Consider the following 23,097-nt stretch of genomic DNA (forward strand, 5'->3'; position numbering starts at 1 on the left):
CTCCATGGGCGGCTTTCTTTTACGCAAGGCTGCGTCTCATAGAGGGTGTATCCCCATAGAGCCATTCCGCAAATTGTCATTTCGACCGGAGCAGGACCGATTTCTTGTCCTGCGGAGTGGAGAAACCTGCGGTTCTGCTGCGCGCAGGGCGAATGTGCCTTCGGCCTCCGCTTCCGTTGGTCGCGAGCTAAACAAAACCGCAGGTTCCTCCACTGCGCTGCGCTCCGGTCGGAATGACAAAGGGAGAGGGAGGCTCCGGTCGGGATGACAAGACGGTGGTAAGTTTTTACTTCCAATGCCGCTATCTATGGATACGTCCTAGCGCCGCACTGTCATCCAGGGATGTATATCCCTCGCAGGAGTTCGCATGCGCATCGCTTTTCCTGGCCTGGGCAGCATGGGCATCCCCATTGGCCGCCATCTTATTTCGCGCCTCTTCCGTGAAGCCGCAGAGCATGCCGGTGTCGCTACGCCGCTGGCCGATGCCTTTGCCGATAACTTTCGCCGGGCCATCGACGCCGATATGCAGGATGCCGACTGGGCCTCGGGCTAGTATCGCTTTGTGCGCGAAACGACCGGGCCTGAGATCTGAACACACGCAACTGGATCGAATGGGAGCTTACGATACATCCATGGGAAATCTGAACGGGAAGATTGTCTTTATCACCGGAGCCAGCGCCGGCATTGGCGCGGCTACCGCCTTCGCCTTCGCGCGGGAGGGCGCGCGCCTGCTGCTCGCCGCCCGCCGTCGTGACCGCCTCGAATCACTTGCGGCAGAACTGAAGCAGGCCGGGGCCGCCGATGTACACACCGTGGCTCTGGATGTCCGCAACCGCGCCGCCGTTGCCTCCACCATCGAGGCGCTGCCCTCTGACTGGAAGGCTATCGATGTGCTGGTGAACAATGCCGGACTCAGCCGGGGCCTCGAGAAGCTCTATGTGGGCAACATCGAGGACTGGGAGGAAATGATCGACACGAACGTGAAGGGGCTGCTCTATGTGACACGCGCCGTCGTTCCGGGCATGGTCGAGCGCAACAGCGGGCATGTGATCAATCTGGGCTCCACAGCCGGCGATCAGACCTACCCCAACGGAGCCGTCTACTGCGCGACCAAGGCAGCCGAGCGCGCCATCAACGACGGGTTGCGCCAGGATCTTCTCGGCACCGCGGTGCGCGTGACCACCGTCGATCCGGGCATGGTCGAAACCGACTTCAGCCTTGTCCGCTTCCACGGCGATTCTGAGCGTGCCGCAAAGGTCTACCAGGACCTCACGCCGCTGACGCCCGAAGATGTTGCCGAGACTATCGTCTGGACAGCCGCGCGGCCGGCGCACGTCAACATCGCGCGCGTGCTGATGACTTCGATCGACCAGGCCAATTCCCTGCTCTTCAACCGCAGACAGCAGACCGGGCTGCGATAGAGCAGAACTGTATTTCTCCGGGCTGCAACGATGCCCGGAGAAACATTACAGCGACGGTTACTCCAGCTCCTTGAGCCGCGCTTCGATCTCTGCAAGCGCAGCCTCGAGCGCTGCCCGACGGTGCGGGCTGGAGGTCCGTTGATCGAGAATCCGCTCCCGCTGCAGCTCCAGCTCCTGCTGCTGCCGTTTGCGGTGAGCCTCGGCCGCTGCCAGTTCACTCTTCGACTTCACAGGCTCGGCGGTTGCTTTCTCCGCCACCTGATCCTCTATTGATTTGCTTTCCCATCCACGCGCCATATCTTCATGCTAGAGCATTTCTCCTGATACTGTGCTCTTACTCATGGCATGCGGTGCTGTTTTCCCTGCCAGAAAACAGCATCCAGTGTTGTGCGATCGCTCACATCTTCAGGAGAAATGCTCTACCGCCTGCGGTCCGCATCTGCGCCCTGATCCGCGCATCTTATGCCTGAATACGTCCTTTTCGGAATGGAGTCCCCATGAAAGTCTGGCAAATCCCCGCCTTCGGCATCGATCATCTTCAGCTCGTCGAACGCGCCGCCCTCACGCCCGGTCCCGGCCAGGTCGCCGTCCGTGTGCATGCAGTCTCGCTCAACTACCGCGATCTGCTCATCACCCTCGGTCTCTACAATCCGAAGCTTGCCCTGCCGCGTATCCCCTGCTCGGATGGCGCCGGAGAGGTCACGGCCGTCGGGGAAGGCGTGACCCGCTTCAAGGTCGGGGACCGGGTTGCCGGCATCTTCATGCAGCACTGGATCGACGGGCCGGCGGATGCGGCCAAGCAGCGGGGCGCTCTCGGTGGAGATATCGATGGCATGCTCGCCGAATCCGTCCTCCTCGACCAGAACGGCCTCGTCCCCATCCCTGACCATCTCTCCTGGGAAGAAGCCTCCACACTGCCCTGCGCCGCCGTCACTGCCTGGAATGCGGTCGTTCATGCCGGGAGGGTGAAACCGGGCGATACGGTCGTGATCCAGGGGACGGGCGGCGTCTCGATCTTTGCCCTGCAGTTTGCGAAGCTGCTCGGTGCGCGCGTGCTCGGCACCTCGGGCAGCGACGAAAAGCTGGCCCGCGCAAAAGCACTCGGGCTCGATGCAGGGGTGAACTATCGCCAACACGAAGACTGGGCGAAGTGGGTCCTCGAGGAGACCGGAGGGAGCGGCGCCGACCTGGTGGTCGAGGTGGGCGGAGCAGGCACTTTTGCCCAATCGCTGAAGGCGGTGCGCGTGGGCGGACATATCGCCCAGATCGGCATTCTTTCGCAGTCGGCCGAGCCGATCCAGATCGCCCCCATGCTGCATAAGCAGGTGCATTTGCAGGGCATTTATGTGGGCTCCCGCGCCGACTTTGAAGAGATGAATCGCGCCATCACCCTCCACCGGCTTCAGCCGATTGTCGACAAGACTTTCTCTTTCGATCAGGCGCCGGCAGCGTTCGCTCTTATGCAGAGTGCCGCCCACTTCGGGAAGATCGTCATCCGCAACTGAGTTTTCCACATCTGGACCGGCTCTTTCGCGCCTCTCCCTGGCCGTTCCGTGGCATCTTATGAAGCGCGTGGTTCGCCCCCATCCGCCACGCTTCTGCCAGGCAGAAGCGTGGTGGTTACCCAGCCCACGGGAGGCCGGAATCCATGAATGTGCTTCGCAGCACTGCCAATTTTTTCAGCGAAATCTGCTTTGGTTGCGCCCACGAACGGCTCAGCCGCCCTTTTACCCTTGAGGATCAGTGCTACATGGTCTGCCTGCAATGCGGCACGCATGTGCCCTATTCGCAGGAGAGCATGCGGCCTCTCACCAGCCGCGAACTCCGCCGGATGAAGGCGGTCCTTGGGGAAAGGCGCCAGGTTATGCCAATGGAATCGGATACAGGCCAGGCGCAGATCGCCGGGGATAAGCTCTTCGGGGATAAGAACAACTCGACGGCAGCCTGAGGTTCTCTTTCTACCTCTCAGTGTGGTCATTCTTCCACAGCTAGTTCCGCCCAGGAGCGGGCTGTCTCCCGGGAGTGGCATCCGCCATGGAATCTGGGGCGGCACAGGGCTTTCCACGGCTGCTGCATTCCTGAAAAAGGAAAGAAACGCATTCATTCTGCAATTGAGCGAGAGGTTGCGCTTCCATTTCTACAGCTTTCCAAAAGAGTCCCCGTCTAAAATACGGTCAAGGGCAGCGTTTTTGTTGTCCGAAAGCAAGACATGCCCACACCCGCACGCAAACGCCTCGCCCTTGCTCTGCCGCCACTCCTGATGGCGATGGCGGGCTGTGGCGTGGGCCAATGGAATGGAGCGAACGGCGGAGCCTTCAGCATCATGGCGTCCTCGTCGACCACCAGCACCAGCGGGCAGGTCCAGTTCACGGCCATTCTCGCCAATGGCGAGACGGCTCCGGTTGCCTGGTCGATCGCCGAAGGCGAAAACCCGTCCTCGCTCGGGGAAGGCCGCATCGACGCTGCCGGCCTCTATACCCCGCCCACAGCGCTGGCCCGTGACACGGTCCAGGTGCGCGTCCTTGCCACCCTCAAATCCGATCCCACGGCGCAGGCCAGCGAGCTGATCACCATCAGCCCCGGCTTTGTGCAATCTCTACTGCCGGAAAACGCCGCCCTCACGCCGGGCCGCGATATCGAAATCACGGCGGAGATCGCAGAGGTCGGTAATGGAAGCGTCCACTGGAGCCTCAGCGGAAACGCACCGGCTGCCGATCGGGGCACGCTTTCCACCCAGAACTGCTCGCATTCGCTCGACCAGTACACCACCTGCAAGATCACCTACACGGCGCCGGGCAGCATCCCTGCTGCAGAAACCATCACCCTGACGGCCTCCACCAACGGAGTCCACATCGCTACACCGCTGCGCATCCTGGTGAATAACAATGGCTGGAATACGACTCCCAGCGTGAACCAGTCGATGCAGACCGGCCCTATCTCCCTGGGCTCTTCCGGCGGCAACGATAACGACTACGACACCTATCAGGACAAGTCGGGCAATCCTTATATCGCCAACTGCTGCGGTGGCACCCTGGGCGCGCTGGTGCAGGATACCTCCGGTTCTCAATACATTCTCAGCAACAATCACGTTCTGGCCGAATCCGATCAGGCTCAGAACGGCGACATCATCGACGCACCCGGTCTTATCGATAACGGCTGTGTCCCGCTCGACCGCGCCAGCGGCAATATCCGCCCTGTCGGCACCCTGCGCTACAGCGTGCCGCTCTCCAGCAACAGGACAAATGTCGATGCCGCTCTCGCTGCCGTTACTCCGGGCGCCGTCGACTCCTCCGGCAGCATCCTTCAGCTCGAACCTACTGCACCCGGCAATACAACCAGCATCGGCTCCGCGCCGCCGGTTGCAGGCACCGGTGAGACGCTCGACACCACCAATCTTGCCGATATTCACCTGGTAAAGAGTGGACGCACCACCGGTCTCACCTGCTCGACGGTTCAGTCCGTCGATCTGAGTGTCCGCATCGATTACTACAAGGACTGCGCCGAAACCCAGCCCTACACCACCAAGACCTTTTCCGGACAGATCGGCATCACAGGCGACCATTTTTCCGACAGCGGCGACTCCGGCGCTTTGATCGTCGACTCCGCCAATGCGCAGCCCGTCGGCCTGCTCTTTTCAAGCGGCACGGACGGCAGCGGCACGGGGCTTTCCGTCGCCAGCCCTATCGGCGAGGTCCTCAACGAGCTCGGTTCGCAGGCCGGGAGCAGCTTCTCGGTGGTCGGCACCAATACTCCGCACGCGGTCGCCTGCGTGCAATATGATGCTCACCCCACCGATCCCTGGACTCGTCTTGTCGTCTCGCCGGATACCCAGAGCCAGGCGAAAACCATTGCGGAAACTGCCGGCCAGGGCCTGATCGGCCAGGTCGCCGGTGTTCTTGGAGTTGCCTCCGGCAAAAGCCTCGACAGCCCCGGCGATGCGGCTCTGGTGGTCTACACGGATGCCTCACGCGGCGCGGTCGCGGTGCCGAAAAGCTACGCCGGGCTACGCACCCAGCCTGTCGCTACCACCGCCGCAGCTCTCGCCCGCGAGCAGGCCCCCACGCACCCCGCTGCCGTCGCCGGTCTGCACCTTACCGCCGACGCGCTCTCCAACGCGGAGAGCGTGGTCAGCCGCTATGCCTCGTCCCTGCTCAGCGATCCGGCGATCTTTGGCGTAGGCGTCACCCAGAGCGCTGACAATCCTGCCGAGCCGGCGATTCTTGTGCTGGTCGACATGAGCCAGCTCCCTGCTTCCACGCCACTGACCCTCGGAGGCCTGCGCGTGCGCTATATGCGGCTGCATCCTTTCCACCTTACGCAGTCCAAGTATGAGACCGGGCATCCCCACTCCGCCTGCGCTCTGCGCGGTCTCCAAGCCACGCAATCCGGCCGCTCCATACGGTCGATTCAAGATGCACTGCCCCTGCACTAAAGCAGAATCAGGACAACTGTGCCCATGCTGAGTGGATGCAGGTGGCCTTTTCTTGAGGAAAAGGCTACGGAGAGCATGTGCCAGCCGGGTATATCTGTCCTGATTCTGCTTTCATGTGCTTGCCGCGCTCTATGATTCGTGTTCGGGATGCCAGAAGAAAATGCGTTAAACCGACTGCGCTGTTTGTAATGGAGCTGGCTCACCGTGGAGCTCATGCTCCAGCCGCTCCGGCAGAAACATCGTAAACACCGTGCCTCCGCGCTGGCTCGCATGGGTTGTTCCGGCGCCGCGCTCCCAGCTTCGCAGCCGCAGCCGTCCGTGGTGCTTGGCCAGAATCTCCGCGCTCACCCACAGCCCGAGCCCGGTGCCGGTATCTTCCTTAGTGGTAAAGAAGGGCTCGAAGATGTGCCGGCGGGTTTCCTGGCTCATGCCGCAGCCGCTATCGGCGACGGTTACCCGTATCCCGGCAAGCCCTGTCTTCGCATCCTGCCGCACACGCTGCACTCGCAGCACCAGCTTTCCGCCGCCCGGCGTCATGGCATCGATGGCATTGGCGATGAAGTTGTTGAATAACTGCCGCATCTCGCCGGTAAAGCAGAACAGCGGCGCTTCGCTGCAATAGCGGCGGTCGATATCGATCTGCAGCATGGCTGCCCGCCGCTCGTGCAGCGACAGCACGGAATCCAGCAGAGCGCATACCTCGGCCCTGGCGGGCCTGGTCGACTGCTTGTAGAAGCGCAGCATTTGCTGCGTGATCACCGAGATGCGCGCCACCTCGGCCTCTGCCAGCTCCACATATGGCTGTGCCGGCGAATCCTTCTGCTCCTGATGGATGAGGTAGAGCAGATTCGTCACCGCTTCCAGAGGATTATTGATTTCATGCGCGATGGAGGCTGCCAGCCGCCCCGCAGCTGCCAGCTTTTCAGACTTGCGCAGGGCCTCGTCGGCACGGCGGCGCTCGGTGGTCTCCGAAAGGATCATGCCCACCCAGCGGACGGTCTGTGTCTCCGTTTTTACCGGGTAGATGTTCGCAAGCCAGCTCCGCATCTCGGCGCCCATCCGGCCATGAGCCGGGGTCTCATTCGTGATCTCCAGATCCCGGACCGGCTCGCCGTCGGCAAAAACCTGCTCGATCGCGGTATGCAAGGCCTGCGCCGCGCCCGGCGCAAAGACCTCATCCAATGTCTTACCCAGGTGCCTTCCGATCGAAAGGCTGTTCATGCCCGCGAGAAACTGGTTCACTCGCACCATGCGCAGCCGGTGGTCAAAGAAGGCAAATCCGATGGGAGCATTGGCGAGCATGGAGTCGAGCAGTGCCAGCGTGTCGTTCAACCCGGCCCGTTGCTCGTTGATCGATGCCACCATCAGGTTGAACGCCGTGGTGAGGTCGGCTGCCTCGTTGGAGGAGGAGATAGGAATCGGGAAGGCAGCGGTGTCTTCCGGATTGCGGATCATTCTGCGTGTTGCCCGCGTCAGCACGCCGAGGGGCCGCGCAATCTGCCGCGCCATCAGGCTGGCGAAGAGGGTGCAGCCTGCAATCCCGAACAGGGCGGACAGCAGGGTTGTCCGCAGAAGGCTGTGCAGCTGCTCCCTATCCTGCGTGTCGTCGGGATAGATCCACACCAGCGCCTGCAATACCCCATGGATGCGCACCGGAGCCACCGCTTCCCGCGTGCCCTTGTCGCCCCAGAAGATGGCGGGTTTGCTCAGATCGCGCAGGAAGCTACGCTCGGTCGGCGTCAGCTCCATCGCTTCGTCGGTACCGCTGTCCCCGGCCAGCCGCTGTCCAGCCAGATCGGTGACCATGACGGCGTGCACGCCCGGGCTGCCACGCATCGCTGCCACAAACTCCTCGAGCGAGGCAAAGGCCTTGCCCTCGAGGGCCGTCCGGCTCTGCAATGCAATCTGCGAAGCCTCGTACTCGAGCCGCTGGTCGGTTCGCGTCTGCAGCTCGCTGCGCTGCTCGCGAATCACAACCAGGGAAAGGACAGCCAGCACCAGGATCTCGAAGATCACCAGGCCGCCTGTTAACTGGCCTCGGATTGTGCGTGGCCTGAACGAAACCATCACTGCCTTTCCTGCAGCAGGCCGGAGCAAGCATGCCCGGCGTCCGATCTTCCGATCTCTATTCCTATGTCGCCGACGCCATGGCCCCGCTGACCGGCGCCAGCTTCCTTTCTAAATCGACGGCAATCTGGCGCCCGTGGAAGCGCCCATTCTCGATAAAGATCTCATTGGTCCGAGAGCCCGCCACCACCACCCCTGCCAGATAGACGCCCGGAACATTGCTCTCGAGCGTCTCCTTGTCACACAACGGCAGAAGATCTTTGCCCTCCAGACTGACTCCGAGTTCGCGTAAAAACGCAAAATCCGGATGATAGCCCGTCAGTGCAAAAACAAAATCATTCTCCAGCGTGACCGCGCCGCGGGGCGTCTCGAGCTTGACCAAATCCGGGGTGATCTCCGTCACCCTGCTCTCGAAATAAGCCGTAATCTCACCATTCTTGATGCGGTTCTCGATGTCCGGCAGTATCCAATACTTCACGTGCTTGTGCATGGCCGCACCGCGGTGCACCAGGGTGACTCGCGCGCCGTGACGCCAGAGCTCAAGCGCCGCAATCGCCGCCGAGTTCTTGCCCCCGATGACCACCACGTCCTGCCCGTAATACGGGTGTGGATCATTGTAGTAGTGAAAGACCTTGCCCAGATTTTCTCCGGGAATGTTCATATAGTTCGGCAGGTCGTAGTAACCGGTTGCGATAATCAGCTTTTTCGCCGTAAAGACCGTCGTGCGCTTATGCTGATCGCGCGTCGCCACACGGAAATCGCCGTCGTGGCCACTCACGCCAGTCACATGCCGATATTGACGTACGTCGAGCCCATAATGGTCGGCGACCTTCCGGTAATACTCGAGAGCCTCATTCCGCGTGGGTTTGGCGTTCACGCTGGGAAAGGGGATGTTGCCAATCTCAAGCAGCTCCGACGTGGTGAAGAAGGTCATGTGCGCCGGATAGTGAAAGAGCGAATTGCACAGGCAGCCCTTATCCACCAGCACCGTGCGATATCCTGAGCGCTGCGCCTCGATCGCGCAGGCAAGCCCGGTGGGCCCTGCCCCGATTACCAGCACATCGAACTGCGTCTCGTACGAAGCCTCGTTTCCCGTCCCCATTCTTATAGACTAGAGGATTTCGCGCGGCGATGGCAGCGAAAGCCGCTACTGCGCAGATACCGGCGCCACCAGCCCATGCGCCTGCAACATCGTAATCAGCCGCTTTGTCGCGTGTTCCCGGCCAGCTGCATTCTCGTGATACACGGTGTCGTACACTTCGCTTGCCTCGAAAGTAAAGTCCTCCGGGTTACCCAGCAGCGGAATTCCATCGGCAGTCAGAGCGCGTCTTAGACTGGCCACGTTCGCCTGAAACTGCGGCGATCCATTCGCGAGAAGAGGCCGGTAAATACAGGGGAAAATCACCACCATGCGCGCGCCTCTGGCTTGCAGAAGAGCATGAAACCGCTTCAGATCGTCGATCGATTCGCTGGAAAGCGTCATGCCTCGCGGCGCTTCGTGACTGAGTTCCATGATCGTTTTCTGGATGACCACGGGATCTGTATCCCGCGTAGGATCTCCCCAACCATCGATCGGCTCCGCATCGCTCCGCATGCCCGCATGCCATTCCAGAGGCACCACGCGGCTCCAGGTTTTCAACGGGATGGAGAAGACAAGCCGCGCCCAGCGCCAGAATCCCAGACTGCGACGGTAAGCAGCATCATGCAGAATCACCTGCATGCAAGTCTGGTCTCCCGACGGCTCGATTGAAGCATATTGCTCGTACTCCAGAGGAAGCACGAAGAGATCGCCCTTTTGCGCAGCGAGCGAGCCGCGATAGAGAATGTAATCCAACCCCTGCCCCGCATGCTCTCCCATATTGACTGCCGGCACCCGTAACTCCTGCTCCAGCATCTGCGCGGAATAGCCGAATTCCCCATTCGATCCGGACAAGATGATCAGTTTCGCTCCAGGCACCTGCGCCATAGCCAGCTTGCGATCCAGGTTCTCCTTGAGAGGGTTCCCGCTGAGAGGCTTCCGCGACAGACAGGTCGCATATCCCAGGAGCAAACTTGCCACACCGAGCAGGCCCAGCGCCATGCACCCGACAAACAACATGAGTCTTCTTCTCAACCTGCCGGCTCCACCCTCATAAGAACTAAACACCCACTCAAGCTAAAACTGGAAGTAGATAAATTTCGACGGCACGGCTGAGATCTGCAGAATCGCAGCCCCACCCAGCGCTCCGAGCAACAGACTGAATGCTGCTGTCCAGACCAGGCCTGCGGGAAGACCTGCCTCTGTCTTCTCCAACTTCCGCATCATGCTGCCGACCAGCGTCTGCGAATTCGGCATCAGCCACACAACCGGTACGCTTACTGCGAAGAGAAGCCAGAGAAAGACCTCCTGCGGAGCATCGGATGTATGCCGGAAACCGAAGGCCAGCCCCTTCAGAATCACGCCGGCGGCATGGAAACTATCCGCACGGAAGAAGACCCAGGCCAGAAGCACGCTCACAAAGGTCACGGCTGTCGCCGCTATACCGCGGACTCGCGCCATCAGACCGTTGCTGCGCTCTGCCCATCCTGGAAAGGCGGACTGCTTGACGGCCAGCCACGCATGATTGATCACCAGGTAGATTCCATGCAGGCCTCCCCACACGACGAATGTCCAGTTCGCGCCATGCCATAGGCCTCCGAGCAGCATGGTGATCATCAGGTTGCGATAGCGCATGACCTTTCCCTTCCGATTACCGCCCAGAGGAAAGTACAGGTAATCGCGCAGGAAGTGCGAGAGCGTGATATGCCAGCGCCGCCAGAAATCGACGATGTTCACCGACTTGTACGGCGAATCGAAATTCACAGGCAGGTCGATGCCGAAGAGCTTCGACAGTCCGATCGCCATGTCGCAGTATCCGGAAAAGTCAAAGTACAGCTGGAAGGCATAGGCGAGAACTCCAGTCCATGCCAGCACCGGCCCGGGATGCAGCCCCACCTCTACTCCACGGAAAAGCCGGTCCGCGTAATAGGCGAGGTTGTCGGCCAACAACACTTTCTTTGCCATACCAATGGCCAGAAAGGCCAGTCCCGGGAGGATGGAGCGAAGGCGTGGACGATAGATTTCCGGATCGGCAAACTGAGGCATCATCTGCTTGTGGTGCAGGATGGGCCCGGCAATGAGGTGCGGGAAATAGGTGACGAACAGCAGGTAATGGACCGGGCTGTATTCCATCGCCAGCCCCCTGTAGGCGTCCACCAGGAAGGCAATCTGCGTGAAGGTGAAGAACGAGATGCCCAGCGGCAACACGATATGCAGCAGCCCATACGGCGCATGCCCCCACGTACCCATCGAAGAGAGGAAGAAACCGGTGTACTTGTAGTAGCACAGCAGCAGCAGATTGACCGTGACTGCAAAGGTCAGGACTCGCTTGCCGGCAGCCGTCTGTGCACACCGGGCAATGGTTCGTCCGCAAACGTAGTTGAAGGTGATCGAGGCCAGCAGCAGCAACACATAGCGAGGATTCCACCATGCGTAGAAAAAGAGCGACGAGCATGCCAGCCATGCTGCCGCTACCGTACGGCTCCATCGACCGAGCACGAAGAAGGCCACGAGAACGATTGGCAGATAGCCAAGCAGAAAGATGTAACTGTTAAAAAGCATCGCACCTACAAGGCTTTCTCGCTCAGACGCATTTGAATTTCCCTATCGCACCTAAAAGAAATAGCAGAGGCTGTTTTCTCACTCAGGATGCAGCATACCGGCCAGGTGCTTCCAATCCGATGTGGTGCAAGCATATCCCACGCGGAATAGACTCCCCAAGGACTTCTCGCTTCTGGAACGATGCCGCCTCCGGCGCCTTTCATTTAACCTAGAAGGTTCGGAAAGGCTCATACGCATGGCTACGATCCAGCAGGAAGATCTCATTCAGAGCGTCGCGAACGCTCTCCAGTACATCAGCTATTACCACCCGGTCGATTACATCACCAGCCTTGCCAAGGCCTATGAGCTCGAGGAGTCGCCCGCAGCCAAGGATGCCATTGCACAGATCCTCATCAACTCGCGCATGTGCGCCGAGGGCCACCGGCCGATCTGCCAGGACACCGGCATCGTGACCGTGTTTCTGAAGATCGGCATGGACGTGCGCTGGGATGCCGAGATGACGGTAGACGAGATGGTGAACGAGGGTGTGCGCCGCGCCTATCTCGATCCGGACAACAAGCTGCGCGCCTCAGTGCTGGCCGACCCCGCCGGAGCCCGCCGCAACACCAAGGACAACACCCCTGCGGTCATCAACATTGAACTGGTGCGCGGCGGTGAGGTCGAAGTGACGGTCGCGGCCAAGGGCGGCGGCTCGGAAGCGAAGTCAAAATTCGTCATGCTCAACCCCTCGGACTCGATTGTCGAGTGGGTGCTCAAGACCGTGCCCACCATGGGCGCGGGCTGGTGTCCGCCGGGCATGCTCGGCATCGGCATTGGCGGCACAGCGGAGAAGGCAATGGTGCTGGCCAAGCAGTCGTTAATGGACCCCATCGACATCCAGGACGTAATCGCGCGCGGGCCACAGAACAAGATCGAAGAGCTGCGCGTGGAGCTGTACAAGAAGGTGAACGAGCTGGGCATCGGCGCGCAGGGACTCGGTGGCCTCACCACGGTGCTCGACATAAAGATCTTCGACTATCCCACGCATGCGGCGAACCTGCCGGTGGCGATGATTCCCAACTGCGCGGCCACCCGCCACGCGCACTTCACCCTCGATGGCTCAGGCCCGGTGGCGCTCGAGCCGCCCTCGCTCGAAGACTGGCCGAAGCTAACCTATGACGTCTCGACGGCGCGCCGCGTGAACCTGGATACGGTGACACGTGAGGAAGTGGCGAGCTGGAAGCCGGGCGAGGTCATCCTGCTGAACGGCAAACTGCTGACCGGCCGCGATGCCGCGCACAAGCGCATGACCGACATGCTTAACCGCGGCGAAAAACTGCCGGTGGATTTCACCAACCGCTTCATCTACTACGTCGGCCCGGTGGACCCGGTGCGCGAAGAAGTGGTCGGCCCGGCAGGTCCAACGACCGCGACGCGCATGGATAAATTCACCCGCCAGATGCTCGAACAGACTGGACTGCTGGGCATGGTGGGGAAGGCGGAGCGCGGACCAGCGGCCATTGATGCTATCCGCGACAACCAGGCCGTATACCTGATGGCGGTGGGCGGCGCTGCGTATCTTGTCTCGAAGGCCATCAAGGGCTCACGTGTGCTGGCGTTTGAGGACCTGGGCATGGAAGCCATCTACGAGTTCGAGGTGCAGGATATGCCGGTGACCATCGCCGTGGACTCCAAGGGCACCTCCGTGCATCAAACAGGACCGAAGGAGTGGCAGGCGAAGATCCAGTCGAAGCTCGCGGGGATTCCGATCCTCGCTTAAGTCTTCGCCGGATTCATGCGGCGCACTCCGTGTAAGTTTGAGCAGCAAGGAGTGCGCTTCATGTCTACATCACTGCCTCGGTCGTTTCGCGAAGAAAAAGATTCTCTCGGCTTCGTGCAGGTACCTGCCACGGCCTATTACGGAGCTCAGACAGCCCGCGCCGTCGAGAACTACCCCATCTCCGGCCTGCGCGCCCATCCGCAGCTCATCCGAGCCATCGGCATGGTGAAGCGCGCTGCCGCGGAAGCCAATCTTGAACTGGGTCTCATCGATGAGACCCGCGCACGCGTCATCATTGAAGCAGCCAACGAGGTCATCGATGAACGCTGGAACGATGAGTTCGTCGTGGATGTTTTCCAGGCAGGCGCCGGTGTCAGCTTCCATATGAATGCGAACGAGGTCATCGCCAATCGCGCGAATGAGATCCTTGGCGCGCCGCTCGGCAGCTATCAGCATGTTCATCCCAACGACCACGTGAACTACGGGCAATCGACCAATGACGTCTTCCCCACCGCGATGCGCCTGGCTACGCTGCTCAATCTCGAGACGCTTTTCCCGGTGCTCGATGCGCTGGCTGCGACCTTCCGCGCGAAGGCCGGTGAGTTCGACGGGGTGATGAAATCCGGCCGCACGCACATGCAGGACGCGGTGCCGATCCGGCTGGGGCAGGAGTTCGCGGCATACGGTCTCGCGATAACGAAGGCTCTCGGAAACATTGCACACGCGGCGGATTCTCTGCGTGAGCTCGGATTGGGCGGCTCGGCTGTCGGCACCGGGATCAATACTCACCCGAATTATCGTGCTCTTGCAGTCGATCGCCTTGCCTGCATCTCCGGCCAGCAGCTTACTCCTGCGGAAGACATGCGATGGGCGATGCAGTCGCATGCATGCATGGCAGAGGTGAGCGGCGCGCTGCGCGGGCTGGCGCTCGAGGTGATTCGCATTTCGAATGACCTGCGCCTGCTCTCATCCGGACCGAATACCGGCTTTGCGGAGATTCATCTGCCCAGCCTGCAACCCGGTTCGTCGATCATGCCGGGCAAGATCAACCCGGTGATTCCGGAGCTTGCGGCCATGGTCAGCTTCCAGGTTCTCGGCAATGACACCGCCGTGGCTTATGCGGTGCAGGCAGGGCAACTCGAACTGAATGTGATGATGCCGACGATGGCCTACAACGTCCTCCAGAGCATCACCATCCTTGCGCATATGCTGCACCAGTTCGATGTGCACTGCGTCGCCGGTATCACGGCAAACGCAGGCCGCTGCCAGCAATATGCGGAGAGCACGGTTTCGCTTGCGACTGCGCTGAATCCTTATATCGGATATGCGAAGGCCGCTGAGATTGTGAAGGAGTCGGTCGCTACAGGCGAGTCCATCATCGCGATTGCCCGCAAGCAGCAGCTGCTCAGCGAAGAGGAAATCGGCGAGATTCTCGATCCGAAGCGCATGACTGAACCGCAGATGCCGCTCGAAGCGGCAAAGCATCGCGATAAGTCTGTGGGCTAATGCGCAGCAATCAGTGTCGCGCCACCGCCTGCGTTCGCTGCATAGACGCGGTGGCTCGCAGACTCGACTGCCAGCGCATAGGGGTGCTCGCCTGCCGCACGCGTCGCAAGCACATGATGCGTTACAGCGTCGATGACGCTGACGGTATTATCGCCTTCATTCGCAACATACACGCGCCCGGCCAGCTCATCCACGGCAACGGCCTCCGGCTTTGCGCCTACGCGCACAGTAGCTGTAGCCTGGCCATGCTTGATGGCTGTCACCGTGCCATCGACGTAATTTGTAACCCATACGGTACCTTGTTTTGTATCGGCTGCTACGGCGCAGGGCCATGCGCCTGTTCTTACTTCGTGCGCGGTACCGGTTTCCTCATCCATCAGCCCCACACTGTCATCCTGCGGATGCGGGACATAGAGGATGCCGTCGGACATTGCCATCCCCCACTGGTGCTTCTTGCCTGTCGGCAATTTCGTAATAGTACCGGTGACAGAATCGAGCACGGTAAGCGTATCGCTCTCGTATCCCTCCAGATAGACCCGATGCGCGGCAGCATCCACCAGCAGCACATCCGCCGATCCTGTCTTCACATTTCTCGCGGTATTGCCCGCACCGTCGATCACCGTCAGCATGGCACTGAAAGTATTTGAGACATAGACCTTGTCCTCCGCTTCGTCGACAGCGATGCCATACGGCCTGGCCGCGGTCGGCACCTTTGCGATCACATCTCCCTGCGCGTTCAGCACCCAGACCGCGCGCGGCCCATCACACGCCACGTAGACCCGGCCCGTCTGTCCGTTCACCGCAACAGCAACAGGCCCGGCACCCACCGGAATATGCTGCATGGCTCCCGAAGGGCTTATGACCTCCAGGATGTTGTGCGATTCGTCCACGGCATAAACCGTGTGAGTCCGCTGATTCACCGTGATCGCGGAATGATTCAGCAGCCCTACCTGCGCCTCCTGCCCAGAAGCTGCAACGGTCGCAGTCACCAGCAGAAGGAGCGGCCAGATCGATCTCTGCACGCCTATTTTCTCCCGCTCCATCCTACCCTGTAGACAATCGCTTGCCCAGGCATAGAATGGGACCACCCGACATCATGCGCCCCCTTCGTCTGCTCGCACTCGCCACTGTCTTCGCCTGCCTGCTCGCGCCTTTGCCCCTCTGCGCCCAACAGCCGGCTGCAAACTTCCGCGTGTTCGCCATTGCCGAGCCCGGCGGCATCCATAAGCCTTTTGTCGACGCCGCGAAGGTCTGGCTCACGCAGGAGGCGCAGCAGGATCACTTCACCGTCGACTACATCGAGGACACAAAGCCGATCGATGCTGCCTTCCTCGCGCGCTATCGCGTCTTCATCGAACTGAACTATCCGCCCTATCACTGGACACCGACCGCTGCCGCGGCCTTCACCTCGGCCATCGAGAACGGCTCTATCGGCTGGATCGGCTTTCATCATGCCGGCCTGCTCGGCGAGTTCGACGGCTTTCCGATGTGGCAGTGGTTCTCGAACTTCATGGGTGGCATCCGCTGGACAAACTACATTGCCACTTTCGCGTCGGCTAATGTCCACATCGAAGATGCGCAGCATCCGGTGATGCGCGGGGTGCCTGCGGTCTTTCCTGTGAGGGATGAGGAGTGGTACACGTGGGACAAGTCACCGAGACCCAATGTGCATGTTCTCGCCACAGTGGATGAGAGCAGCTACACGCCGGACAGCAAGATCAAGATGGGCGGCGATCACCCCGTCGTGTGGACCAATGAACATGTGAAGGCACGCAATGTGTACATCTTCATGGGTCATCATCCCGATCTCTTCGAGAACACGGCCTTCACGACACTCTTCCACAATTCGATTCTCTGGACTTCCGGACAATGAAGCGGCTGCTGCTGTCTCTCTTCACCGCTCTCATACTGGCGATCCCCGTGTCCGCGCAGCAGCAGCCGGCCTTCCGCGTCCTCGCCTTCTACTCCACCACAGTCGAACCGGACCATGTCGACTTTGCCCGCGATGCCCTCCGTTTTTACACCGCGCTCGCAGCGCGCGAGCACTTCTCCTTTACCGAAACCACCCGCTGGGAAGACTGCAACGCGGACAACCTCGCCCAGTATCGCGTGGTGCTCTGGCTGAACGACCAGCCTGCCACCATAGCCCAGCGCACCGCCTTCGAGCAATACATGGAACACGGCGGCGGATGGCTCGGATTCCATGCAGCCGGTTACAACGACGACAGCACCCATTGGCCATGGTTCGTGAAGTTCCTTGGCGGAGCGGTCTTCTACGGCAACAGCTGGCCTCCACTGCCGGCAACGCTCACCGTCGATGATGCTTCGCAGCCGGTGACGCGCGGTCTGCCTGCGAGCTTCGTTTCACCCGCCAACGAGTGGTACATCTGGAAGCCGTCGCCCCGGCTGGACAAGGACGTGCGCGTACTGCTCACACTTTCCCCGGAGAACTATCCGCTCGGCCTCAAGGACGTTCTCCTGGGCGGCGATCTGCCGGTGGTCTGGACCAACACCCGCTACCGCATGCTGTACATGAATATGGGGCACGGCGACCGCATCTTTACCAGCCCTGCCCAGAATCAGCTTTTTGCGCATGCCCTGCTCGGACTCGCCCGGCAAAAGCGATCATTTTGAGCGAACAGAAAGGGCCGCGTCCGAAGACGCGGCCCTTTCTGTTTGGTATTAAGAGTTACTGCCGTCCGAAGCGATAGACAATCCCCGAGGTGAATCCGAGGTTGTTCTGTGTTTCGCTGCCGTAGCGGGTCATCAGGTAGTTCGGCGTCAGGCGGATCGCCAGACCGGGCCCGAGGTTGTAGTCGACGCTGGCGCCTGCCGTCACGTTGACTGAGTTCCCGTTGGAATAAAGCCCGATGTAGCTTGCGGGCAGACCACCGGTGCCGGTGTCAAAGTTGCCGTGGCCCACACCCGCCAGCACGTGCCCGCTCCAACCCCAGTGCTGCCCCTCGAAGAAGCGCACCGTCGGACCGGCCATGAAGGTGTACTGGCTGATGCTCGGTGAAAAGATCTGATACTGGTTGATATAGGTCCAGGTGGTGCCGTAGTAGCCGCGGAAGTCCGCGGTTACACCGATCTTGCCCTTCAGATAATCGGTGACGCCGACGTTCCAGCCGCCCTCATTGATGTGCTGCAGGGTCGAGCCCGGACGGAAGCGGAGATAGCCGCCACCGAAGTAGGTCTCGTACTTGTGCGTGTACGTGTCCTGAATAATCTGCTGAACGCGCAGCTTACGCCGGGCCTTCACACGCAGCTGTGCCTGACGCAGCACCTCGGCGCGCTCCTGCGTTCCCTCGGTCGCCGGGATCTCCGTGGATGGTGCTGTCTGTGTCTGCGTTTGAGCCGGCTGCTGCTCTGTCTGCTGGTCCGGCTGCTGCTGGGTGGTCGTCTGCGCGCATACCAAAGCCGGCGCCAACCAAAGTGCCAGCGCCAAAACTTTGCGCTTTCTCAAGTGCATGAACCTGCTTGCCTCCACTGCCCTGCTGACTTGGGGGTCAAAATTCCGAAAGTTTAACCTCATCTAGGTTAAATCACTCCCGACCCCTGCGCCTCCCGCCGGCTGAACATTAGACTGTTTCTTCCGCCGAAGGTCTGGACCGCATCGAAGAGAATCGAGGTTCTCATACGCATGAAAGCATTCCTCATCGGGCTTTTTCTGGGGATTCTGGCCATTCCCGTGGTTATTTTCTGCTATTTCCACCTCGGACATCCGCCGGTCGCCGTCGCCGACTCGCCTTTTCCGATGGAAAAACAGATCGTCCGCGCCCCCCTGCAGGCTCGTATCCACGCGGAAATGCCAAAATCCGCCCCCATTGAGGCCTCCGGCACCAATCTCGAGGCCGGCGCCCACATTTACCGCCAGCAATGCGCCGCCTGCCACGGCCTCTATGGCCGCCCGTCCAGCTTTGCAGCCCATATGTATCCCCATGCGCCGCAACTCTGGGCCCCGCACGGCAACGGCACGGTAGGCGTCAGCGACGATCCCCCGGGCGAGACCTACTGGAAGGTGGCCAACGGTATCCGCCTGACGGGCATGCCCGCGTTCGACAAGGTGCTGAATCCGACCCAGATGTGGCAGGTTTCACTCCTGCTCGCCAACGCCGATAAACCGCTGCCTTCCAGCGCTCTCGACCTGCTGAAGCAGCCTCTTGACCTGGACACGGTGAACCTGGCGCCACCAACGGCCAATGTTCCGCCGCAGAAGATCACCGACCTGAACGCGATGCCTTCTCCGCTGCCGCCTGACCAACAATAAGCCGGAATAAGGCTGCAGAATGCGAAAAGGCGCCCGGAAGGGCGCCTTTTGCTTTGCTGACTCACTGCCAGGTTACGCGTAGCTTTCCTTGAGCAGCGCCGGGCGATGCTCCGCCAGATGCAGGATCAGTTCTCCGAAGAGACCGTTGGCCCAGGAGAACCACGGCCGCGTGAACTTCGCCGCGTCATCCTTGTAGAAGGTTTCGTGGATGAAGTTGGTACCGGCCGTCGTGTTGCGGATGGTGCGCAGGCACTCGCGCTGCTCCGCCTCATCAGTGGAAGTCAGCGCGCGCATGATGATCGACATGGGCCAGATAGAGTTCAACCCTTCATGCGGTCCACCGATGCCTTCCCCGGCCGTGCCCTTGAAGAAGTACGGATTATCCTTGCTGAGCACAAAGCGGCGCGAGGCCTGATAAAGCGGATCGCGCACGTCGATGCAACCGAGATAAGCGAGCGAGAGGATACCCGGCGCATTCGCGTCGTCCATCAGCGCGCGGCCGCCGTAGCCGTCGACCTCGTAGGCCAGCATCTCGCCATACTTCGGATGCTGCACGCGGCCATACTGCCTGACCGCTTCGCGAACCTCATCGGCGAGCGACTTCGCCTTCTGCGCGAGCGCAGCATCGTGATAAATAGCGGTCGCCATCTCTGCCAGGTGCTCGAGGCTGGTAATGGCGAAGAGATTTGCCGGCACAAAGAGCGGATAGATGCAGGCATCGTCCGAGGGACGGAACATGGAGAAGATCATGCCCACGGACACGGCAGGATTGCCGTAGCCGCTCAGCATCAGGGTATCCGTGGGAATGGGCGAGGAGCGCTGGAAGTGATACGGTCCGGGTCCATCCTTGCGCTGCTGCACGCGGAAGGTTTCGACGATCAGCTCGGCCGACTGCTTCCACTGAACGTCAAAAGGCGCGGTGCTGCCGGTCGCTTTCCAGTAGCCGTGCGCGAGACGCAGCGTATAGCAGAGCGAGTCGATCTCCCACTTGCGCTCGCCGACTCCGGGCTTCAGATCGGTGTCGTCATGCACGCTCCAGGAAAGCGGCTTATCTTCGACCGACGGCATGAACGCATTCGCGTAAGGATCGATGAGAATGCAGCGCGACTGGCGACGGATCGCGCCTTCAATCATCGCCGCGAGCTTCGGGTCTTCCTTGCAGTAAGGCAGATACGGCCAGAGTTGCGCCGAGGAATCGCGCAGCCACATAGCGTTGATGTCGCCGGTGATCACGAAGGTATCGGGCTTGTCTTCAAAGGTGCCGGGAAAGACCGTGGTGTCGAGCGTGTTGGGGAAGCAGTTCTCGAACATCGTCGCCAGCGTGGGATCGGCAATCTTCGCCTTCGTCTCGCGGATGACGCGCTCGATGGCCTCGCTCTGGAAGCGGCGCTTACCAGGCGCAGGACGCTCACGCAGATCCGGCGGAGGCGTATCCGCCTGGGCCGCGGTCATGGCCGACTGCGCATTGCCTTCTCCCATTGCAGCGCGGCCGGCAAGCCCGGCCACACCTGCGGCCAGGCCGCCGCGCAGCATCGCGCGACGGCTCAGGCCAGTGTTCAGAATGGTTAACTTATTCATTGTTTCGCCTACACCTCCAGCGACGGAGGCGCCGCGGCTTCCGAGACGCCGAGCTGCAGGTTCGGCTCCGCGCTCATGGTAAAGACGATCTTCGCACCCCGGGCAATCGTTTCGTGCTCGATCCACAGGCGGTCATGCGGCTTGCCGTCAACGGTCACCGACTGGATGTACTGATCGGTCGGCGACTTCCGCTTCGTCTCGATCTCGAGTTTCTTTCCACCCGCGAGCGTAATCGTCGCCTTGTCGAAGATCGGCGAGCCGAAGACATACGAACCGCTGGCTGGATCGACCGCATAGAGGCCCATGGCCGACATCACGTACCAAGCCGACATCTGGCCGCAGTCCTCGTTGCCTGCGAGGCCATCCGGCTTGTTGTCATACATAGTGTCGAGCAGCATGCGGATGCGGGCCTGCGTCTTGTGCGGCTGGCCGGCCCACAGGTAGAGGTAGGCCATGTGATGGCAGGGCTCGTTGCCGTGCGCGTACATGCCGACGAGACCGGCAATGTCCGGCGGAGCATCGGCGGGCAGCGTCGAATCCTGGTTGAAGAGCTCATCGAGCTTGGTGACGAAGGCCTCGCGGCCGCCGAAGACCTCGATGTAGTGCATCACATCGTGCTGCACGCTGAAGGTCGTCTCCCAGGAGTTCGATTCCGTGTAGTCGCGCCACTTCTGCATGTGGCCCATCTCCTTGGGATCATAGGGCGTGGCCCACTGACCGTCCTTGAGCTTGGCGCGGATGAACTTCGTCTTCGGGTCGAAGAGGTGCTGGTAGTTGCGCGAGCGCTTCTTCATGATGGCCGCGTCATCGGTTTTGCCCAGCTTTTCAGCCACCTTCGAGCAGGCCCAGTCGCCGTAGTCGTACTCGAGCGTCTTGCTCACCGACTCACTTTCGAGATCGGCCGGGATGTAGCCCATCTCGCGGTAGAAGCCGAGTCCCTCGTAGTCGTCATCCATGTTGCGCTTGCGCATCACCTTGTAGGCGCGCTCCCAATCGATGCCGGGAAAGTTCTTCACGCAGGCCTCGGCCATCACCGATGCGGAGTGGTAGCCGGTCATGGTGCCCGTCTCGCGGCCCTGCAGCGGCCATACCGGCATGCCCGCGGGGCTCTGCTCGGCCATGGCGATGAGACTGTTGACCATGGTGGGCACGCGCTCCTGCTGGAAAAGCGTGAAACAGGGGTGCAGCGCGCGATAGGTATCCCACAGCGAGTAGGTGCTGTAGTTGTGCTGACCGGGCTCAAGCTGGTGCACCTCGAGATCCATGCCGCGATAGCTGCCGTCCACGTCATCCATCACCGTGGGGGCAACCATCATGTGGTAGAGCGAGGTGTAGAAGATCTGCTTCTGCTTTTCCGTGCCGCCATCAATGCGGATGCGGCCCAGCTCCTTTTCCCAGGTGGAAGCAGCGGCCTTGCGCACGCCGTCGAAATCCCAGCCCGGCTGCTCCTTTTCGAGATTCTTGAGCGCGTTTTCGGCGCTGACTGCCGAGATGCCGGTCTTCACGTAGATGACTTCGCCTGCGGCCGTTGCATGGTGGAGGACAGTCTTGAGCGCGGTGCCCTTCGCTTCCGTCGTTCCGGCAGGCAAGGTGGTTCCGTCGGCAATGATCTCGATCTTTTCCGGAGCCTTCGAGAATTGCATGGCGAAGTAGATCTTGCGTCCGTTGCCCCAGGAGTGAACGGTGCGTCCACCGAGCACAGTATCGTTACCACGCACGGAGAGAAACGCATCGGAAACGGGGTTCTTCGGATCTTCGTAGGCATGCGTCCAATCGAGAATGAAGTGGCTCTTCTCGCTCGCCGGGAAGGTGTACTTATGCGCGCCGGTACGCTCGGTCGCGCTCAGCTCGGCGAGCACGCCATAGTCCTTCAGCTTCACCGAGTAGTAGCCCGGCTTCATCACTTCGTCTTCATGCGAAAAGCGCGAGCGATAGCCGCTCTCCGGGTTCTCGCGCGAACCCGCCTCGAGCTTTACATCGCCTACGCACGGCATCAGCAGCACGTCAAGCAGGTCGCCGCAGCCGGTGCCGCTCAGGTGCGTATGGCTGAAGCCCATGATCGAGCTGTCGGAGATGTGGTAGCCCGAGCACCAGTCCCAGCCCGAGTTGAAGGTGTCCGGGCTCAGCTGCACCGCGCCGAAGGGCACCGTCGCACCGGGATAGGTATGCCCGTGGCCGCCCGTACCAATGGCCAGATTCACATACTGCGCGGGATCTTCATGCGCGCCGCCCAGTCCGCCTTTGAATAATGGCTTGGCGATGAGATCGGAACAGGCAGTCAGGGACATCAATTCAAGGAAGGTGCGTCTGGAAAGCATGCTGCAGGAAACCTTTCTGCTGAAAGTTGCGGTTCGGGTACACGGAAGCACCCACAGAGCAGCACCACGGAAGACCAGCCCGCACCGGCAGAGCGACGTACATCCG

Annotated in this window: 19 protein-coding genes; 10 read left to right on the top strand and 9 right to left on the bottom strand. The window is 60.8% G+C overall.

What is annotated here, in order from left to right; all coding sequences use genetic code 11:
- Window positions 1-367: 367 nt before the first annotated feature.
- A complete protein-coding gene (locus tag ESZ00_RS15665; protein WP_129209241.1) occupies window positions 368-553 on the top strand; it encodes a hypothetical protein in 186 nt (61 codons plus the stop codon).
- A gap of 79 nt (window positions 554-632) precedes the next feature.
- Window positions 633-1,421, top strand: coding sequence for an SDR family NAD(P)-dependent oxidoreductase (locus ESZ00_RS15670; protein WP_129209242.1), 789 nt, complete (start codon window positions 633-635; stop codon window positions 1,419-1,421).
- Between the two features lie 57 nt (window positions 1,422-1,478).
- Here the strand turns inward: ESZ00_RS15670 and ESZ00_RS15675 are convergent, their stop codons facing one another.
- Window positions 1,479-1,679: a hypothetical protein gene (locus ESZ00_RS15675; RefSeq protein WP_129209243.1), complete on the bottom strand. Its 201-nt coding sequence runs from the start codon at window positions 1,677-1,679 to the stop codon at window positions 1,479-1,481.
- 239 nt (window positions 1,680-1,918) lie between these two features.
- Between ESZ00_RS15675 and ESZ00_RS15680 the strand changes: the two genes are divergently transcribed.
- The 3 genes from ESZ00_RS15680 to ESZ00_RS15690 all read left to right on the top strand — a co-directional run bounded on the left by ESZ00_RS15680 (window position 1,919) and on the right by ESZ00_RS15690 (window position 5,853).
- The gene (locus ESZ00_RS15680) at window positions 1,919-2,926 is read left to right on the top strand and encodes a zinc-dependent alcohol dehydrogenase family protein (protein ID WP_129209244.1); all 1,008 of its coding nucleotides are present in this window, start codon (window positions 1,919-1,921) and stop codon (window positions 2,924-2,926) included.
- Window positions 2,927-3,069: 143 nt separating this feature from the next.
- Window positions 3,070-3,369 (top strand): hypothetical protein, encoded by a 300-nt coding sequence (locus ESZ00_RS15685; protein ID WP_129209245.1) that lies wholly within the window; start codon window positions 3,070-3,072, stop codon window positions 3,367-3,369.
- Between the two features lie 261 nt (window positions 3,370-3,630).
- On the top strand, window positions 3,631-5,853 hold the full coding sequence (locus tag ESZ00_RS15690; protein WP_129209246.1) for a chymotrypsin family serine protease: 2,223 nt from the start codon (window positions 3,631-3,633) through the stop codon (window positions 5,851-5,853).
- A 165-nt stretch (window positions 5,854-6,018) separates the two neighbouring features.
- On the opposite strand, the gene ESZ00_RS15695 is transcribed toward ESZ00_RS15690, so the two are convergent.
- The 4 genes from ESZ00_RS15695 to ESZ00_RS15710 form a co-directional block, all read right to left on the bottom strand.
- Window positions 6,019-7,920 carry an ATP-binding protein gene (locus ESZ00_RS15695; protein WP_129209247.1) on the bottom strand — a complete coding sequence of 634 codons (1,902 nt, stop codon included), beginning with the start codon at window positions 7,918-7,920 and terminating at the stop codon, window positions 6,019-6,021.
- A 64-nt stretch (window positions 7,921-7,984) separates the two neighbouring features.
- Window positions 7,985-9,022: a YpdA family putative bacillithiol disulfide reductase gene (locus ESZ00_RS15700; RefSeq protein WP_129209248.1), complete on the bottom strand. Its 1,038-nt coding sequence runs from the start codon at window positions 9,020-9,022 to the stop codon at window positions 7,985-7,987.
- Between the two features lie 45 nt (window positions 9,023-9,067).
- A complete protein-coding gene (locus tag ESZ00_RS15705) occupies window positions 9,068-10,018 on the bottom strand; it encodes a hypothetical protein (protein WP_129209249.1) in 951 nt (316 codons plus the stop codon).
- 57 nt (window positions 10,019-10,075) lie between these two features.
- Complete coding sequence (locus ESZ00_RS15710) at window positions 10,076-11,560, bottom strand: MBOAT family O-acyltransferase (protein WP_129209250.1); 1,485 nt, start codon at window positions 11,558-11,560, stop codon at window positions 10,076-10,078.
- Between the two features lie 235 nt (window positions 11,561-11,795).
- Between ESZ00_RS15710 and ESZ00_RS15715 the strand changes: the two genes are divergently transcribed.
- Window positions 11,796-13,319, top strand: coding sequence for a fumarate hydratase (locus tag ESZ00_RS15715; RefSeq protein WP_129209251.1), 1,524 nt, complete (start codon window positions 11,796-11,798; stop codon window positions 13,317-13,319).
- 60 nt (window positions 13,320-13,379) lie between these two features.
- Window positions 13,380-14,825 carry an aspartate ammonia-lyase gene (locus tag ESZ00_RS15720; protein WP_129209252.1) on the top strand — a complete coding sequence of 482 codons (1,446 nt, stop codon included), beginning with the start codon at window positions 13,380-13,382 and terminating at the stop codon, window positions 14,823-14,825.
- On the opposite strand, the gene ESZ00_RS15725 is transcribed toward ESZ00_RS15720, so the two are convergent.
- Window positions 14,822-15,847: a Vgb family protein gene (locus ESZ00_RS15725; protein WP_164981546.1), complete on the bottom strand. Its 1,026-nt coding sequence runs from the start codon at window positions 15,845-15,847 to the stop codon at window positions 14,822-14,824. The genes ESZ00_RS15720 and ESZ00_RS15725 overlap by 4 nt on opposite strands.
- A gap of 74 nt (window positions 15,848-15,921) precedes the next feature.
- Between ESZ00_RS15725 and ESZ00_RS15730 the strand changes: the two genes are divergently transcribed.
- Together ESZ00_RS15730 and ESZ00_RS15735 are read left to right on the top strand one after the other, a co-directional pair.
- Window positions 15,922-16,698 (top strand): ThuA domain-containing protein, encoded by a 777-nt coding sequence (locus ESZ00_RS15730; protein ID WP_129209254.1) that lies wholly within the window; start codon window positions 15,922-15,924, stop codon window positions 16,696-16,698.
- Window positions 16,695-17,459, top strand: a complete 765-nt coding sequence (locus tag ESZ00_RS15735) for a ThuA domain-containing protein (RefSeq protein WP_129209255.1) — start codon at window positions 16,695-16,697, stop codon at window positions 17,457-17,459. The genes ESZ00_RS15730 and ESZ00_RS15735 overlap by 4 nt, the downstream gene beginning before the upstream one ends.
- Window positions 17,460-17,514: 55 nt before the next feature.
- Here the strand turns inward: ESZ00_RS15735 and ESZ00_RS15740 are convergent, their stop codons facing one another.
- Complete coding sequence (locus ESZ00_RS15740; RefSeq protein ID WP_129209256.1) at window positions 17,515-18,273, bottom strand: outer membrane protein; 759 nt, start codon at window positions 18,271-18,273, stop codon at window positions 17,515-17,517.
- Window positions 18,274-18,468: 195 nt separating this feature from the next.
- Here ESZ00_RS15740 and ESZ00_RS15745 point away from each other — a divergent pair, with 195 nt between their 5' ends.
- Window positions 18,469-19,095 (top strand): c-type cytochrome, encoded by a 627-nt coding sequence (locus ESZ00_RS15745; RefSeq protein ID WP_129209257.1) that lies wholly within the window; start codon window positions 18,469-18,471, stop codon window positions 19,093-19,095.
- Window positions 19,096-19,167: 72 nt separating this feature from the next.
- Here the strand turns inward: ESZ00_RS15745 and ESZ00_RS15750 are convergent, their stop codons facing one another.
- Window positions 19,168-20,673, bottom strand: coding sequence for a glycoside hydrolase family 125 protein (locus ESZ00_RS15750; RefSeq protein ID WP_129209258.1), 1,506 nt, complete (start codon window positions 20,671-20,673; stop codon window positions 19,168-19,170).
- A gap of 8 nt (window positions 20,674-20,681) precedes the next feature.
- On the bottom strand, window positions 20,682-22,991 hold the full coding sequence (locus tag ESZ00_RS15755; protein ID WP_129209259.1) for a GH92 family glycosyl hydrolase: 2,310 nt from the start codon (window positions 22,989-22,991) through the stop codon (window positions 20,682-20,684).
- Between the last annotated feature and the right edge of the window lie 106 nt (window positions 22,992-23,097).

Origin of the sequence: Silvibacterium dinghuense (assembly GCF_004123295.1) — a bacterium.
GTDB classification, from domain to species: domain Bacteria; phylum Acidobacteriota; class Terriglobia; order Terriglobales; family Acidobacteriaceae; genus Silvibacterium; species Silvibacterium dinghuense.